Consider the following 15684-nt stretch of genomic DNA (forward strand, 5'->3'; position numbering starts at 1 on the left):
TCTCCGCTCCACTCGCGCATCCGGGCCACAGCGATTCTACCGTGGGGCGGAGGGCGCTCGGTCCGCGCGGGCGGTCTCGGCCGCGAAGGCGAGCGCCCGGCCTGCGAGCTCCGCGTGCAGGCGCGCGAACAGCGCGGCGGAGGCGCCGCCCGGCCAGTCCGCGGGGAGGGCGGCCGCCGGCAGGCCGGGGTCGCGGTAGGGGATGACCCGCCACTCGTCGAGCAGCCGGATCCAGAGCGCGAAGGCCTCGCGGTCGTCGGTGGGCGCCCGCACGGAGCCGAACCGGTCGAGGAAGGCGGTGTGCAGGGCGCCGATCGCGTCCAGGTCGTACCAGCGCGGGAGCCCGTCGGCCAGGTCGGCGGCCGGCCGGGCGCCGGTGAAGAGGTCGGCGCCGAATGCGCGCGCGACGTCGGCCAGCTCCGGCTCCAGGGCCGCCGGCCCGATCCACAGGCCGTCCGCGACCGTGCCGCAGCCGAGCGCCGCGAGGGTCCGCCGCAGCCGGTGCCGCTGTGAGCGCTGATGCTCCGGGAACGAGAACGACACCAGGCACCAGGAGGCGGGCGCCGTGCGCTCGCCGAAGATCCGGGCGTCGCCGCGCTCCAGCATCGGCACGGCGGCCGGGTCGAGCGCATAGCCGGCCGTGCCGTCCCTGGGCTGGCGGACGAGCACGCCGCGCGCGCAGAGCCGGGCGAGGCTGGAGCGCGCGGTGGCGGCGGGCACGCCGAGCGCGGCCATCAGCTCCACCGCACCCGCGGCGCTCATCCAGCCGCCGATCGGACGCAGCGTGCTGCCGACCACGGTGCGCAGCACGGCGGTGGCCGAGCCGCTGCGGGCCTCGAGGTCCTCGCGGCCCGGCTCGGTCGCCCGCTCTTCGACCGGTGCGCTCATTCGGTGATCAGCTCGCCGAGCACGTCGCGGACGGCGGCGAGCCCGACCGCGACCTCCTCGAAGCTCGTGCTCAGCGGGGAGAGCCCGATGCGGAGGCCGTCCGGGTCGCGGTAGTCGGGGATGACGTCGCGCTCCCACAGCCGGGCCGTGACCTCGCGCATCGCCGGGTGGCTGAGGGTGACATGCCCGCCGCGCTGGGCCGGGTCGCGCGGGCTCGCGAGCGTGACGCCGAGCGGCGTCAGCCAGGTGTCGGCGAGCCGCACGGCGAAGGTCGTGAGGTCGACGGACTTGGCGCGGACGGCGTCGATCCCGCACTCCCCGATCATGGCGACCGTGTCCTGGAGGGCGAGCATCCCGACGATCGGCGGCGTGCCGGAGATGAAGCGGCGGATGCCGTCGGCCGGCTGGTACTCCGGACCCATCAGGAACACGTCGCGGACGCCCATCCAGCCCTGGATCGGCTGCGTGAGCCGGCGCTGGAGGCGGCGGTTGACGTAGCCGAACGCGGGCGAGCCCGGTCCGCCGTTCAAGTACTTGTAGGTGCAGCCGACGGCGAGGTCCGCGTCCCAGTCGTCGAGGTCGACCGGGACGGAGCCGGCCGAGTGGCAGAGGTCCCAGAGGACGAGCGCTCCGGCGTCGTGGACGATCCGGGTGATCGCGCGCGCGTCGGCGAGGAAGCCCGAGCGGTAGGCCACGTGGCTGAGGACCACGAGCGCGGTGCGCGGGCCGACCGCCGCGGCGACCTGCTCCGCCGTGACGCCCGACTCGGTGTCCGCCTCGATCCAGACCAGCGACAGCCCGCGCTCGCGCGCAATGCCGTCGAGCACGTACCGGTCGGTGGGGAAGTTGTCGGTGTCCAGCACGATCTCGCTGCGCTCGGGGAGGGAGTCCACCGCGGCGCGGGCGAGCTTGTAGAGCAGCACCGTGGTGGAGTCGCCGATGAAGGCCTGGCCGGTCGCGGCGCCGAGCGCGGTCTCGCCGAGGGCGTCGCCGATGCGGAACGGCAGCTCCATCCACTCCTCGTCCCAGCCGCGGATGAGCCGCCCGCCCCAGCCCTCGACGAGGAACCGGTGCACGCGCTCGACGCTCGCGCGGGTGGGGCGCCCGAGCGAGTTGCCGTCGAAGTAGGCGACGACCGGCGACGCGGCGCCGAGGTCGGGCGCGCTGTGCGCGCCCGCCGCGCCTGCCGCCGCGACTCCGACGAAGCGCTCGCGGTAGTGCGCGAGCGGATCGGCTGCGTCGAGGGCGCGCGCGGCGGCGAGCGGGTCGCCCACCAGGATGTCGGTGTCGGCCGCTGTCGCCTCGTCGTCGAGGGGGTCGTAGGCGAACAGGTCGTCGGGGATGTCGGTCATGGGAGGTCCTGTCCAAGCGGTCGGCGGGCGGGGAGGGTGAGGAGGCCGGGGAGGGTGAGGAGATCGGGGACGCGCAGTCCGCGGGCGGTGGCGAGCCAGGCGGGGAGGTCGTCGTCGTCGGCGGGCGGCGGCGTGGGGACCCAGGCGACGCGCGGGCCGGGCGCGGTGGCGGGCTGGTCGCCCGCGATGGCGCGGACGAGGTCCGTGCGGGTGAGTCCGGCCTTCTGGAGGGCCGCGAGCTCGCGCGCGTTCACGCCGACCGGGAGGTCGCCGTTGCCGAGGTCCGTGCCGTACAGCACGCGTCCGCCCTGCGCGATGAAGCGGCGGAGGTTGTCGACGGCGATGCGGTGGTGCTCGGTCGGGACGCCCCAGCCGTGGATGTCGAGGGTGCTGATCCAGGTCATCCCGCGGCGCACCGCCTCCGCTATGAGGGCGTCGTCCAGACGCTCGGTGAACGGGGTGTGGGCGAGCTGGTCGACGCCGGCCTCGACGGCGCGGGCGGCCTGACCCGGGCCCTGGACGTGCGCGACGACCGGGAGGCCGGCGGCGTGGGCGTCCTCCACAATCGCGGCCAGAGTCGGGTTGTCCACGGTTTCGCCGGCATCGGTGTTGAGGGCGACCTTGATGCGGGAGGCTCCCAGCATGACCTGTCTCCGCACCGCATCCCCGGCCTCGCGCGGGCCGCCGACCTCCGCCGCCGCGCCCTCCGGAGCCCAGCCGGAGCGGACGGGATAGCCGCCGGGCGCGGTGAGGAGCGCGCCCGCGATCGCGACCGCCGGGAGGGCGGGGTCGTCGGCCAGCCAGGAGGCCGCGACGTCCGGGATCCAGCCCAGATCGACGGCGTGCGTGATGCCGCCCGCGAAGAGCGCGCCGGGGTCGACGAGGCCGAGATGGACGTGGTGGTCGGTCAGCGACGGGAAGAGCGTGCCGCCGAGCGGGAGCGCGGCGGTCGAACCCGCGGGCGCGGTGACGAGGCGCTCGCCGTCGACGCGGAAGGCCCGCGGGCCGTCGAACGCGGTCCCGGTCCAGACGGCGTCCACCTGGAGCGGCCGGTCCGGTGCGCGCTCGCCGTCGCTCATTCCGGGGCGCCGATCTCGGTGCGCACGGCGAAGAGCTCGGGGAAGAAGGTGAGGTCGAGGGCCTTCTGCAGGAAGCTGACGCCGGTGGAGCCACCGGTGCCGGTCTTCATGCCGATGGTGCGCAGCACGGTCTTGAGGTGGCGGAAGCGCCAGAGCTGGAAGTTGTCCTCCAGGTCGACCAGTTCTTCGCAGGCTTCGTACTCGCTCCAGTGCTCCGCCGCGTGCTCGTAGATGTCGCGGAACACCGGCACGAGCTCGGGGGTGAACACGTGCGCCTCGGTGACGTCGCGGTCGAGCAGCGACGCGGGCACCGCGTGCCCTGCGCGGGCCAGGTAGCGCAGGAACTCGTCGTAGACGCTCGGGGCCTCCAGCAGCTCGGTGAGCAGCGCGAGCGCGGCCGGGTCGTCGCGGAAGACCGAGAGCATGCGCCGGTTCTTGTTGCCGAGCACGAACTCCACCGCGCGGTACTGGTACGACTGGAAGCCGGAGGAGTTGCCGAGGAACCCGCGGAACTGGGCGTACTCGGTCGGGGTGAGCGTCGCGAGCACCGACCACTGCTCCGTGAGCGTCTTCTGGATGTGCTTGACCCGGGCGATGCGCTTGAGCGCCTGCTGCAGCTCGTCGGCGCGGAGCAGGTCGCGCGCGGACTCCAGCTCGTGCAGCACGAGCTTGAGCCACAGCTCGGTGGTCTGGTGCTGGATGATGAACAGCAGCTCGTCGTGGTGCTCCGGGACGCTCACCGGCTTCTGCGCGCTGAGCAGGGTGGCGAGGTCCAGGTAGGACCCGTACGACATGCGCTCGCGGAAGTCCGTGACGATGTCCGGATCGAACTCGCGCGTGTTCTGGTTCGACGTCATGTTGCGATTCTGCGCCGATCGTCACGGAAGTGCAACAGCTACCGAGTCGCGCGCCGCCCGGCACGCGGACGTTCACTGCCGTTCACCGGCCGGTTACCCGGAGTTGCCGCCTCCGTCGTCGCCGGATCCTAGGTTCGTCGCGGGACTTCCTGCGGACGGGAGACGGGCATGGGCAGGCACTACGACCTCGCGATCGTCGGCGGGGGCATCGTCGGGCTCGGGCACGCCGTCGCGGCCCTGCGGCGCGGCCTGACCGTGGCCGTCGTGGACCGCGCTTCCACCGTCGAAGGCGCCTCCGTCCGCAACTTCGGCCACCTCTCCATCACCGCGCAGGAGGGCGAGGCCCGCGCCTATGCCGACCTCGGTCGCGAGCTGTGGCTGACCCTGGCCGTGGAGGCCGGCTTCTGGCTGCGCGAGTCGGGGACGGTCGTCGTCGCGCAGGCCCCGGACGAGCTCGCCGTGCTCGAGGAGTTCCGCGACGCCCGCGGCCCCCAGGACGTCCGGTTGCTGACCCCGGGCCAGGTGCGCGAGCGCATCCCGGTCGCCGACGGGGTCGCGACCGGCGGCGCGTTCCTGCCGGCGGACCTCCAGGTCGACCCGCGCGAGGCCGCCCCGGCGATCGCCCGCTGGCTGGACGCGCACGGCGTCGACTTCTTCTGGCACACCACGGTGACCGGCGTGGAGACCGGCCGCGTGCACACCTCGCGCGGGCGGGTGTCGGCCGACGCGGTCGTCGTCGCCGTCGACCACGAGGTGGACCGGCTGTTCCCCGGGATCGCCGAGGCGCACGGCATCCAGCGCTGCGGGCTCGACATGATGCTCGTCGAGGCCGACCTCGAACGCCCGCTCGCGGCTCCCGTGCTGACCGGCTGGTCGCTGATCCGCGCCGCCGGGTTCGCCGGCGCCCCGAGCGCCGACGCCGTCCGCGACCGGCTCGCCGCCGAGCGCCCCGACCTCGCCGCCCACGACGTGGACCAGGTGTTCGCGCCGCGTCCGGACGGGTCGCTCATCGTCGGGGCCGCCCGCCGGCTCGGCGACGACGTGCCGCCGTTCCAGTCCGAGCTCGCGTTCGACCTGCTGCTCGGCAGCGTTCGCGCGCTCTTCGGCCTCGACCGGGTGCGCGTGGTCGAGCGCTGGCAGGGCATCCACGCTTCCGCCCCCGACGACTTCCTCGTATCCTCGCCCGCGCCGTCGGTGCGCGTGGTCTCCGTCACCTCCGGCGTCGGCATGACCTCCGGGCTCGGTCTCGCCGACCGGGTCGTCGACGAGCTGTTCGCCACCGCACCCGGAGTGCTGACCGCGGCGGGCGCCGCGCGTTCGCACTGATCCCGCCCGTCCCGCCGACCGACCCCCGCCGACCACAGCAGCTGACGCACAGAAAGGCACCGGCCATGTCCCCTGAAGGCCTCATCACGAGCGAGTTCGACGACGCCGCGATCATCGACACCGAGGTCGACGCCGTCGCGGTCGTCGACGTGGAGTCCGTCGACGCCGACGACATCGCGGAACTGGAACTGGTCGTTCTCGACCTCGACGGCACCACGGTCGTCGACGACGGACTGGTCGAGCGCGCGTTCCTGCGCGCGGTCGACGCCGCGGGGATCGCCGTCACCGACGACGAGCTCCGCCGCGCGCGGGCGTTCGCGCGCGGCACCGCCGGACGGTCCCCGATCGAGGTGCTCCACGCGCTCACCGCGGACGAGGACCAGGCGCAGCACGCGCACGCCGTCTTCGAGTCGGCCTATGCCGAGCTTGTCGCCGACCAGGGCCTCCGCGAGGTCCCCGGCGCCGAGGACCTCATCCGCCGCCTGCGTGCCATCGGCGTCGCCGTGGTCCTCGTCTCCGCCTTCTCCCGCACCACCCAGGACCGCGTGCTCGACCTGCTCGGCTGGCGCGACCTGGCCGACCTGACCCTGAGCGCGGACGAGGCCGGCCGTGGCCTCCCGTACCCCGACCTGCCGCTGACCGCGCTGCTCCGGACCGGCGCGTCGAGCGTCGACGGCATGGTCGTCGTCGGCGACACGGAGAGCGACATCGCCTCCGGACTCGCCGCGGGCGCCGGACTGGTCGTCGGAGTGCTCACCGGCGCGCACGACGAGTCCGCGCTCACCGAGGCGGGAGCCGACGCGGTCGTGGCGAGCGTCGCCGACCTCGTCGAGCTCCTCGGACTGGACGAGCTGGAGGCCGACGCGCCGGACGGGCAGAGCCGGCGGTGACGATCAAAGCGGTGACCCCACGCGTCGTCGAGCCGCCGGCGAGCCTGGGGATGGGGGTGAGCGTGTACCCGTCGGCGACGGCGATGGTCTGGCAGGGGGTGGGCCACCTGCACGAGGCGGTCGCGGTCCCCGGCGTCCGGCTGGCGCCGGGCGACGCGCTGGTGGAGGTCGAGCTCGCGACGGTCTGCGGCTCCGACGTGCACACCGTGCTGGGCCACCGGCCGGCGCCCACCCCGCTGGTGCTCGGGCACGAGCAGGTCGGCCGCGTCGTCGCGCTGGGCCGCGGCGGCGCCAAGACCACCGACGGGCGCCGGGTCGCGCTCGGCGAGCGCGTCGTGTGGTCGGTGGCCGTGCCGTGCGGCCGGTGCGCCCGCTGCCGGCGCGGCCTCCCGCAGCGCTGCGTGAGCCTCCAGAAGTACGGGCACGAGCGGATGCGGCGCGGCTGGGAGCTGTCCGGCGGCTTCGCGACCCACACGCACCTCCTCGACGGCACGGCGATCGTGGCCGTGCCGGAGGAGCTCCCCGCCGCGGTGCTCGCTCCGGCCTCGTGTTCGACGGCGACCGTGGCGGCCGCGCTCGAGGCGGCCGCGGCGATCGTGCCGCTGGACGGCGCTCTGGTCCTGATCACCGGGGCAGGGATGCTCGGCCTCACCGCGGCGGCGATGGCGACGGAGGCCGGCGCCAAGGTCGTGGTGAGCGACCCGGACCCGGAGCGCCGGGAGGCCGCGCGCCTGTTCGGCGCGGCGGCGGTGGCCGACCCGCGCGCGGCCCCCGAGTCGCGCGCCGGCCTGGCAGCGGCTCTGGCCAAGGCGGGCGGACGGGCGTCGGCGCCCACCATCGCCCTCGAGTTCTCCGGCTCCCCCTCCGCGCTGCGGTCGCTGCTGACCGCGGTGGACATCGGCGGCGTCCTCGTGCTCGCCGGCTCGGTGTCGGACGGCCCGGAGCTGTCGGTCGTGCCCGAGCAGCTGGTCCGGCGTCTGCTCACGATCCGCGGCGTGCACAACTACGCGCCCCGGCACCTGGAGCAGGCGGTGCGGTTCCTCGCCGAGGCCGGCACGAAGTACCCGTTCGCGGAGCAGGTCGGCGCGGTCTTCCCGCTCGCCGAGGTGGACGCGGCGCTGGCGGCCACCGGGTCGCCGCGGGTGGCGGTCCGGCCGGGCTGATTCACTGACCGTCTCCGTGCCGCTCATGGCACTGTAGGAGCATGGCCGCCGACCCGCTCGCCCACTTCTTCGAGCTGCTGCGCGCCGTCCCGGAGCCCGCCGACGCCGAGGCGCTGTACGGCGACGACCTGGAGGGGCGGCGCAGGGAGCGCAACCTGCGGCGCTACTTCGCGATGCCGCACGCGTCCGTGCTGCTGCTGGGCGAGGCGCCCGGCTGGCGGGGGATGACGGTGACCGGCGTCCCGTTCGTTTCGGCGCGGGAAGCGGAGGCCGGGGTCGTGCCGGGGCTGGAGCTGCCGGAGCATCCGCAGGCGCCGTGGGAGGCATCCAGCCGGGTGGTGTGGGCCACCCTCCGGGATTGGCGGGGCCTCCTCCCGCTGTCGTGGCCGGTCTACCCGCTGCATCCGTTCGTCGCCGGCAACCCGCAGAGCAACCGGACGCCGCGGCCCGCGGAGGTCCGCGCCGGGGCGCCCGTGGCGCTGGAGCTGATTCGTGCGCTCGGGATCGAGACCGTCGTCGCCGTGGGCAGGAAGGCGCAGGGCGCGATCGCGACCGCGGGGCTGGAGGCTCCGGCGATCCGGCATCCCGCGCAGGGCGGTGCGGGGCTGTTCGCCGAGCAGCTCATCGAGCTGAACCGGGCGCTGGCCGGCTGAGCCGTTCCGCCTGGGGCGTCGGCCGCCCGTGGCATCCCGGCCGACCAGGTCTGCCTAGCGGCCGGCCCGCTTCGTGTCCCGCCCCGCGGACAGGTCGTCGATGGTGTCGATGGTGTCGCGGAGCCGGTCGAGGAAGTGGATGACCGCGCGGGCCTCGTCATCGTCCAGCGCCGCGGCGACCTCCACCAGCTCCTCCCTCACGTCGCCGAGGATCGCGCGGTGGATCTCGTCGACGGGCACGGCGGGGACGATGATGAGGGCGCGCCGGTCGAACGGGCTCGGCTCCCGGCGGATGTGGCCGGCCCGCTCCAGGCGGTCGAGCAGTACCGTGACCGACGAGCTCTGGATGCCGAGGTAGTCGCCGAGCTCCTTCGGGCCGACCGCGATGCCGCGCTCGCGCGCACGCAGCAGGTAGCGCAGCGCGGAGATGTCGTTGACCGTGAGGTTCATGCTCTTCTCGGAGCGGCGCTGCATCGCCGACTCGGCGACCAGGTAGCTCCGTAGACCCTCGAGCACCTCGAGCGCGCGCCGCCGGTCCGCGTCCGTGTTTCCGGACGCGGATGGCGTCGAACCCGGATTGTCCGTCGTCATGGCATCGATGATAATCCAGCGTGTCCCACCGGCAGCGGCCCTCGATCAGACCGCGGCGGGCTCTGCGGCCTGCGGGACGAACATGAGGCCGCTGGCGCGGGAGGCGTGATCCGCGAGCACGTTCAGCCACTGGTCGTCGAGGTGCTCGGGGGTGGGGGACGTGAACTCGTAGCGGAGGGGGATCGCGTTGTCGATCCAGACGGCGTACCGGCCGATCGGCTCCCCGTCGTCCGGAGTCCAGGTCAGCAGGAAGGGCTCCCGGCGGCGGAGCTTCATGGTGATGATGGCCTGCAGGTGCGCGAGCGCGCGGTCGTCGAAGTCGAACGACTGTCCGTCGTAGATCAGAGCGCCCATCCTCGGGTTCCTTTCACTGGGGGCATGCCTTGGATCGATCATAGCCTTCGCTAGGTCAACTAGCTATCCATTGGACGGAAAATACTTGGAATGCGTGACAATCGTCGACACGCCTGTGATGGCGGGGCAAGATCCCGATGGTCTCACCGTCGAGACGCTGCCTTCTGGCAGAAATTATCTAGACGATCTAGAAACATCACGCGACTGTTGTCCCGCCACTAAGCAGCCGATCGTGACAGCGATCCACCGAGCCACTGTTGACTCCGCCATTGCCCCGGGCGTACTATTCCACGTGGAATAATCCTTTCCGACCATCCGAATCCACTCCCGATCGACGGACCGCCAGAGAACCCATGCCGCACACCCCGACCCTCACCCCGCTCGCCGTCGCAGCGCTCGCGCTGCTCGCCGAGGGGCCGACGCACCCGTACGAGATGTATCAGACGCTCGTGCTGCGCTCGGAGGACCGGCTCGTCAAGGTGCGGCCGGGCTCGCTCTACCACACGGTCGACCGCCTGGCCCGCCAGGGCCTGGTGCGCGCGACCGGCACCGAGCGTGAGGGCAACCGCCCGGAGCGCACCACCTACGAGATCACGGAGGAGGGCACCCGGGCGCTCGGCGAGCGCGTCGCGGACATCATCGCGACGCCGGTCAACGAGTTCCCCGAGTTCCCGCTCGGCCTCGGCGAGGCGCACAACCTCCCGCTCGAGACCGTGATCGACCTCCTTCGCAACCGCGTCGGCCTCATGCGCGCCGACATCGCCCTCCTCGACGACGGCATCCACCGGGTCCGCGCGAAGGGCCTGCCCGAGAAGTACTGGCTCGACGTGCGCTACCTGCGCACGACGGCGGAGGCCGAAGCCGCCGCCCTCGAAGCCCTCATCGACGACCTCGCCACGGGAGCCATCTCCTGGGACGAGGAGAAGCAGCACTGAGAGAAAGAATCACATGGAACGCCAACTGAAGCCGTGGCCCGCCCTCTGGGCGCTCGTCATCGGGTTCTTCATGATCCTGATCGACACCACCATCGTGTCGGTCGCCAACCCCTCGATCATGAAGGGCCTCAACCTCGGGACCGACTACAACGCGGTCATCTGGGTCACCAGCGCCTACCTCCTCGCGTACGCCGTCCCGCTGCTGATCACCGGCCGCCTCGGCGACCGCTTCGGCCCGAAGAACATGTACCTGATCGGCCTCGTCATCTTCACCCTGGCCTCGGCCTGGTGCGGGTTCTCCGGCGTCATGGCCGGAGGCGGCATCGGGATGCTGATCACCGCCCGCGTCGTCCAGGGCCTCGGCGCCTCGCTGATGACCCCGCAGACGATGGCCGTCATCACCCGCATCTTCCCGCCGGACCGCCGCGGTGCGGCGATGGGCCTCTGGGGCGCCGTCGCCGGCGTCGCCACGCTGATCGGCCCACTGCTCGGCGGCGTGCTGGTCGACTGGCTCGGCTGGGAGTGGATCTTCTTCATCAACGTCCCCGTCGGCGTCGTGGCCTTCATCCTCGCCGTGCGGCTCGTGCCGAAGCTCCCGACCCACACGCACGCCTTCGACATCCTCGGCGTCGTGCTCTCGGCGGTGGGCATGTTCCTGCTGGTGTTCGGCATCCAGGAGGGCGGCACCTACAACTGGGGCGTCATCGGGGACGGGCCGTTCTCGGTCTGGGGCCTCATCATCGCCGGCATCGTCGTGCTGATCGCGTTCGTGGTCTGGCAGGCGCTCAACAAGAAGGAGCCGCTGCTGCCGCTCCCGCTGTTCCGCGACCGCAACTTCTCGCTGTCGAACGGGGCGATCACCACGGTCGGCTTCGCGGTGACCTGTATGGCGCTTCCGCTGGTGTTCTACTTCCAGACGGTGCGTGGCCTCACCCCGACCCAGTCGGCGCTGATGCTCGCGCCGACCGCGGTGTTCTCCGGCGTGCTGGCGCCGATCATGGGCCGGCTGATCGACAAGATCAACCCGAAGTTCATCGCCACTCCCGGGCTGGTGCTGTTCTCGCTGTCGCTGTTCCTCTACTCGCGGATGCTGACCCCGGACGTGAGCATCTGGTGGCTGCTCATCCCGAGCGCCCTGATGGGCATCGCGATGTCGGGCGTCTGGGGGCCGATCTCGGCCGTCACCACCCGCAACCTGCCGATGAACCAGGCCGGAGCCGGCTCCGGCGTGTTCAACACGACCCGTCAGATCGGCGCCGTGCTCGGAAGCGCGTCCATCTCCGCCCTCATCACGGGCCGCCTCGCGGTCGACCTGCCGAAGGCCCCGAGCGGAGCGGCACCGACCGCGACCGCCGGGACGGAGCTGCCGTCCTTCCTGCACGCAGGGTTCACCCAGGCGATGTCGGAGGCGCTGCTGCTGCCCGCGGCGGTGGCGTTCCTCGGTGCGCTCATCGTGGTGTGGTGGGCGAAGCCGAAGCCGCCGGCGTGGGGTCCGCGGGCGGAAGGCGCGGGCCGTCCGGCCGAGGCCGGCCAGGCCGGTGAGCCCGTCGCCGTGGGCGCCGTCGCCGGTGGAGGGGCGGAGGCTGCGGCCGACGACGCTGCCGGAGCCGGGGTCGCTGCCGTCGCAGCTGCCGCCGACCCGCTCGAGGCGACCGGCACCGCGCCGGCGCACGGAGCGCACGCGGCCTCCGGCCCGGTGGACGCCGCCCGGCACGGCGCGCACGCCGCGGAACCGGCGGCCGACGCGCGCCGCGACGGCGAGGAGCACCACGGCATCCACGCTGCGCCCGCGACCGACTGACGCGGCCACCCGGTGACGAAGGGAGGACTCCCGGGCCAATCTGGCCCGGGAGTCCTCCGTTCACAGCTTCCGAACGGCGTGTCGCCCCGGATCTCCTCCGATGCCTACGCCTCCGCGACCACCCGCACGACGTTCGCCCACGGGTCGTCGAACGACACCGACCGCCCGTCGTCCCGCGTCGGGACCCCGTAGTGCCGCATCCGCTCGGTCAGGGCGCCCACGTCGTCCGTGCTGGGCAGCCGCAGCTGCACCTCGCCGAGACCCAGCGCGAGCCGCCGCACTCCGGCGCCGCGGCTGTTCCACGTGTTCATGGCCATGTGGTGGTGGTAGCCGCCCGCCGAGACGAACAGGGCGGACGAGCCCAGGGAGGCCGTGGCCTCGAACCCGAGCCGGTCCACGTAGAACGCGCGGGCCGACGCGACGTCCCCGACGGACAGGTGCACGTGGCCGACCACGGCGTCGCCGAAGCGCGGGTCGTCGGCGTGCGTCGAACCGTCCAGGGCGGGCAGTTCGGCCAACGCCGCGCCGCGCTCGCTGAGGTGCTCGCGCAGGAACGCGTTCGGGTCGAGGTAGAGCGTGTCCATCTCCACCTGTCCGTGCGTCCAGCTCCACTGGCTGCGGTCGCGGTCCCAGTACAGCTCGACGCCGTTCCCCTCCGGGTCGGTGAAGTAGAAGGCTTGCGAGACGAGGTGGTCGGCGCTGCCGGTGAACGTGCCGGGCGCGCGGCGGGCGACCGAGTAGACCGCCGCGGCGAGGGCCTCCTGGCTGTCGAACACGATCGCCGTGTGGAACAGGCCGGCCTCGCCGGGGGAGGCGTGCTTCAGTTCCGGCGCGTGCTCCAGGATCACCGACGGCGTGCTGCCGCGGCCCAGGATGACGCGCCCTCCCTCCGCGGCGAGCACGGAGAGCGTCACGGCGTCGCGGTAGTAGGCGGTCATCGCGTCGAGGTCGGCGACCCGGAGGGTCACCGCACCCATCGCGGAGTCGGCAGGGAGCAATTCGGGCATGCGTAATGCAACACGCGAGAGGCCCCGAGTATTTCAGGTCTCGATCGCCCCGCCGGTCTCCGTGAGGTAGCGACGGAGGGTGAGGGTCGGGTCCGCGGCCTGGAGCTCGCGGTAGCGGCTGAAGTCGAGCTGCTCGCGGAGCGACGTGCCCGCGCGCATCCGCTCGGACTGGGCGCCCTCCACCGACTGGATCCGGCGCGCCTCGGCGAACAGCTCGTCGCGGCGGTCGGCGCCGACGACCAGCACGCCGTCGTCGTCGGCGACGATCCAGTCGCCGGGCGCAACGGCGACGCCGTCGAGGGTCGCGCTGCGCATCGCGGCTCCGGCGGGCGGCACCCGCCGCGGTCCGTACGGGTGGGCGCCCAGGCTGAACAGCGGGAGGCCGATCTCGCGGAGCTGGGCGGTGTCGCGGTGCAGCCCCCAGATCACGGCGCCGGACATCCCGGCGAGGCGCGCCTCCAGCAGCATCAGGTCGCCCACGCAGGCCTCGTCACGGCGGCCGCCGTTGTCGACGACGAGCACCGCGCCCGGCGGGGCATCGTCGATGGTCTCGAGCAGCACGTCGACGCTCCCGAGGTGGGTGACCGGGGCCGCGGGGCCCTGGAATGCGCGGCTGGGCAGCAGCGGCGCCAGCGCGACCGGGGCCGTGGCGACAGGGATGCCGAGGCGGACGGCGGCGTCGGCGACGGCGGCGGTCGGGAGCGGGGCGATCGTGTCCATGCCGAGACGCTACCGCCGCGTCCATGCGGACGGGGGAATGCGTACTCCTGCACAGTCCCTCGTCCTGGCGGGTTCTCCACGGATCCCGGTCGGGTCTTCTGCGACGCTTCCCCGTGCTCAAGGATGGTCGCAGGAGGTCCCATGACACGCATCGCCCGGCTGGCTCGCCGGTACTGGGTCGTGACGCTCACGCTCGGCATCGGCCTGGTCGGCATCGTGCTCGCGCTCGCGGGCGCGGGCTGGCTGGTGCAGTGGCTGTTCAGTGTGTACGCGCTCGCCGTCGCGGTCTGGCAGGGCGTCGGCATGGTGCGCCAGATGGCGCAGGGCCGGTTCGGACTCGACATCCTCGCCATCACGGCGATCGTCGCCACGGTGCTGGTGGGCGAGTACGTCGCGGCGCTCCTCGTCGTCCTGATGCTGACCGGCGGCGACGCCCTGGAGGACTACGCCAACCGCCGGGCCAAGCGCGAGCTCGACGCCCTCCTCACGCGCGCGCCGCAGTTCGCGCATCTCGTCGTCGACGGCGGCTACCAGGAGGTTCCGGTCGACCAGGTGCGCGTGGGCGACGCGCTGCTGGTCCGGCCGTCCGAGATCGTCCCGGTCGACGGTGTGCTGATCTCGGCGCGCGGCGCGTTCGACCAGGCGTCCATCACCGGCGAGAGCATCCCGGTCGAGAAGACGACGGGCGACGAGGTGCTGAGCGGCTCGGTGAACGGGCAGGAGGCCGTCGAGCTGCGGGCCACCTCCACGGCCGCGTCCTCCCAGTACCAGCAGATCGTCGCGCTCGTCGCGCAGGCGGCGGAGAGCAAGGCGCCGGTGGTCCGGCTCGCCGACCGCTACGCCGTGCCGTTCACCGTGTTCTCGCTGGCGCTCGGCGCGGTGGCGTGGTGGGCGAGCGGCGACCCGGTCCGGTTCGCCGAGGTCCTGGTGCTGGCGACGCCGTGCCCGCTCCTGATCGCCGCCCCCGTCGCCTTCATCGGCGGGATGAGCAGGGGAGCGCGGAACAGCATCATCGTGAAGTCGGGCGGCGTGCTCGAACAGCTGGCCCGGGCCCGCACGGCCGTCTTCGACAAGACCGGGACGCTCACCTACGGGGCGCCGGCGCTGAGCGCGGTGCGCCCGCAGCCGCCCTTCGACGCGGACGAGCTGCTCGCGGCCGTCGCCAGTGCGGAGCAGTACTCGTCCCACGTGCTCGCGGCGTCGTTCATCCGCGCCGCGAAGGACCGCGGGCTGGAGCTGCGCGAGGCCGCGTCGGCGCAGGAGGCCGCGACCAACGGCGTGGTGGCGGAGATCGACGGCCGGGAGGTCGTGGTGGGCAAGTTCGCGTTCGTCGCGGAGCACGCGCCCGACGCGGTCCGCACCGCGATCGCGCCGGGGGAGCTCGCCGTCTACGTCGCGATCGGCGGCCGGTACGCCGGAGCGCTGCTCGCGAGCGACCGGCTGCGGGAGAACGCGGCGGCGACCCTCCGCGAGCTGTCCGCCCTCGGGGTGACGAACACGATGATGCTGACCGGCGACGCCCGCGAGACCGCGGAGCACATCGCCGCGGAGCTCGGGATCACCAACGTGCGCGCCGAGTGCCTTCCGGCCGACAAGGTGGCCGAGGTCGCGGGCATCGCGGAGCGACCGGTCATCATGGTCGGCGACGGGGTGAACGACGCGCCCGTCCTCGCGGCGGCGGACGTCGGCATCGCGATGGGGGCCAAGGGCGCCACCGCCGCGAGCGAGTCCGCCGACGCCGTGATCCTCGTGGACGACATCCACGGCGTCGCCCGCGCGGTCCGGATCGGCACGGACACCGTCCGCATCGCGCTGCAGAGCATCTGGCTGGGCATCGTCGTGTCGGTCGTGCTGATGGTGATCGCGGCGTTCGGGTTCATCCCGGCCACGGCGGGCGCGCTCATCCAGGAGCTCGTCGACCTGGCCACGATCCTCGCCGCACTGCGCGCGATCGGCGGGAGGCTCGACGCGCGGGAGGCGACGGAGCCGCGGGCGGGACCGTTTGCGCCCGCGACGCCGTCCAGCAGTTCGGGGTAGGCCGAGCGGTTCGCGATAGGGCTTCGAGCGG

The 15684-nt window shown here is 73.2% G+C and carries 15 protein-coding genes; 7 read left to right on the forward strand and 8 right to left on the reverse strand.

The window, feature by feature from the left end:
• Positions 1-36: 36 nt before the first annotated feature.
• Genes HNR13_RS03590 through kynA form a run of 4 tightly spaced genes read right to left on the reverse strand, consistent with a single transcriptional unit; the run spans position 37 to position 4176 of the window.
• Positions 37-888, reverse strand: a complete 852-nt coding sequence (locus tag HNR13_RS03590) for a PaaX family transcriptional regulator (protein WP_179604483.1) — start codon at positions 886-888, stop codon at positions 37-39.
• Positions 885-2240, reverse strand: coding sequence for a kynureninase (locus HNR13_RS03595; protein ID WP_179604484.1), 1356 nt, complete (start codon positions 2238-2240; stop codon positions 885-887). Before HNR13_RS03595 ends, HNR13_RS03590 begins: the two co-directional genes overlap by 4 nt.
• Complete coding sequence (locus tag HNR13_RS03600) at positions 2237-3319, reverse strand: amidohydrolase family protein (RefSeq protein WP_179604485.1); 1083 nt, start codon at positions 3317-3319, stop codon at positions 2237-2239. The genes HNR13_RS03595 and HNR13_RS03600 overlap by 4 nt, the downstream gene beginning before the upstream one ends.
• Complete coding sequence (gene kynA / locus HNR13_RS03605; protein ID WP_179604486.1) at positions 3316-4176, reverse strand: tryptophan 2,3-dioxygenase; 861 nt, start codon at positions 4174-4176, stop codon at positions 3316-3318. Before kynA ends, HNR13_RS03600 begins: the two co-directional genes overlap by 4 nt.
• 168 nt (positions 4177-4344) lie before the next feature.
• Between kynA and HNR13_RS03610 the strand changes: the two genes are divergently transcribed.
• The 4 genes from HNR13_RS03610 (at position 4345) to HNR13_RS03625 (ending at position 8208) form a co-directional block, all read left to right on the forward strand.
• The gene (locus tag HNR13_RS03610; protein ID WP_179604487.1) at positions 4345-5502 is read left to right on the forward strand and encodes a TIGR03364 family FAD-dependent oxidoreductase; all 1158 of its coding nucleotides are present in this window, start codon (positions 4345-4347) and stop codon (positions 5500-5502) included.
• Between the two features lie 65 nt (positions 5503-5567).
• Positions 5568-6392 (forward strand): HAD family hydrolase, encoded by an 825-nt coding sequence (locus HNR13_RS03615; RefSeq protein ID WP_179604488.1) that lies wholly within the window; start codon positions 5568-5570, stop codon positions 6390-6392.
• Between the two features lie 11 nt (positions 6393-6403).
• A complete protein-coding gene (locus HNR13_RS03620) occupies positions 6404-7555 on the forward strand; it encodes an alcohol dehydrogenase catalytic domain-containing protein (RefSeq protein WP_343063443.1) in 1152 nt (383 codons plus the stop codon).
• Between the two features lie 41 nt (positions 7556-7596).
• Positions 7597-8208 (forward strand): uracil-DNA glycosylase, encoded by a 612-nt coding sequence (locus tag HNR13_RS03625; protein ID WP_179604490.1) that lies wholly within the window; start codon positions 7597-7599, stop codon positions 8206-8208.
• 54 nt (positions 8209-8262) lie between these two features.
• On the opposite strand, the gene HNR13_RS03630 is transcribed toward HNR13_RS03625, so the two are convergent.
• Both HNR13_RS03630 and HNR13_RS03635 read right to left on the reverse strand, forming a co-directional pair.
• Complete coding sequence (locus HNR13_RS03630; RefSeq protein ID WP_179604491.1) at positions 8263-8799, reverse strand: MarR family winged helix-turn-helix transcriptional regulator; 537 nt, start codon at positions 8797-8799, stop codon at positions 8263-8265.
• 45 nt (positions 8800-8844) lie between these two features.
• Complete coding sequence (locus tag HNR13_RS03635) at positions 8845-9153, reverse strand: DUF7882 family protein (protein WP_179604492.1); 309 nt, start codon at positions 9151-9153, stop codon at positions 8845-8847.
• Between the two features lie 353 nt (positions 9154-9506).
• On the opposite strand from HNR13_RS03635, the gene HNR13_RS03640 reads away from it, so the two are divergent.
• Both HNR13_RS03640 and HNR13_RS03645 read left to right on the forward strand, forming a co-directional pair.
• Positions 9507-10088 carry a PadR family transcriptional regulator gene (locus tag HNR13_RS03640; protein ID WP_179604493.1) on the forward strand — a complete coding sequence of 194 codons (582 nt, stop codon included), beginning with the start codon at positions 9507-9509 and terminating at the stop codon, positions 10086-10088.
• 13 nt (positions 10089-10101) lie between these two features.
• Positions 10102-11889 (forward strand): DHA2 family efflux MFS transporter permease subunit, encoded by a 1788-nt coding sequence (locus tag HNR13_RS03645; RefSeq protein WP_179604494.1) that lies wholly within the window; start codon positions 10102-10104, stop codon positions 11887-11889.
• Between the two features lie 104 nt (positions 11890-11993).
• Here the strand turns inward: HNR13_RS03645 and HNR13_RS03650 are convergent, their stop codons facing one another.
• Both HNR13_RS03650 and HNR13_RS03655 read right to left on the reverse strand, forming a co-directional pair.
• Positions 11994-12896, reverse strand: coding sequence for a VOC family protein (locus HNR13_RS03650; protein ID WP_246312711.1), 903 nt, complete (start codon positions 12894-12896; stop codon positions 11994-11996).
• Between the two features lie 33 nt (positions 12897-12929).
• Positions 12930-13616, reverse strand: a complete 687-nt coding sequence (locus HNR13_RS03655) for an RraA family protein (protein WP_179604495.1) — start codon at positions 13614-13616, stop codon at positions 12930-12932.
• Between the two features lie 141 nt (positions 13617-13757).
• Between HNR13_RS03655 and HNR13_RS03660 the strand changes: the two genes are divergently transcribed.
• A complete protein-coding gene (locus HNR13_RS03660; protein WP_179604496.1) occupies positions 13758-15653 on the forward strand; it encodes a heavy metal translocating P-type ATPase in 1896 nt (631 codons plus the stop codon).
• Positions 15654-15684: the final 31 nt, after the last annotated feature.

The sequence above is a fragment of the Leifsonia shinshuensis genome (genome assembly GCF_013410375.1).
Taxonomy (GTDB): Bacteria; Actinomycetota; Actinomycetes; order Actinomycetales; family Microbacteriaceae; genus Leifsonia; species Leifsonia shinshuensis.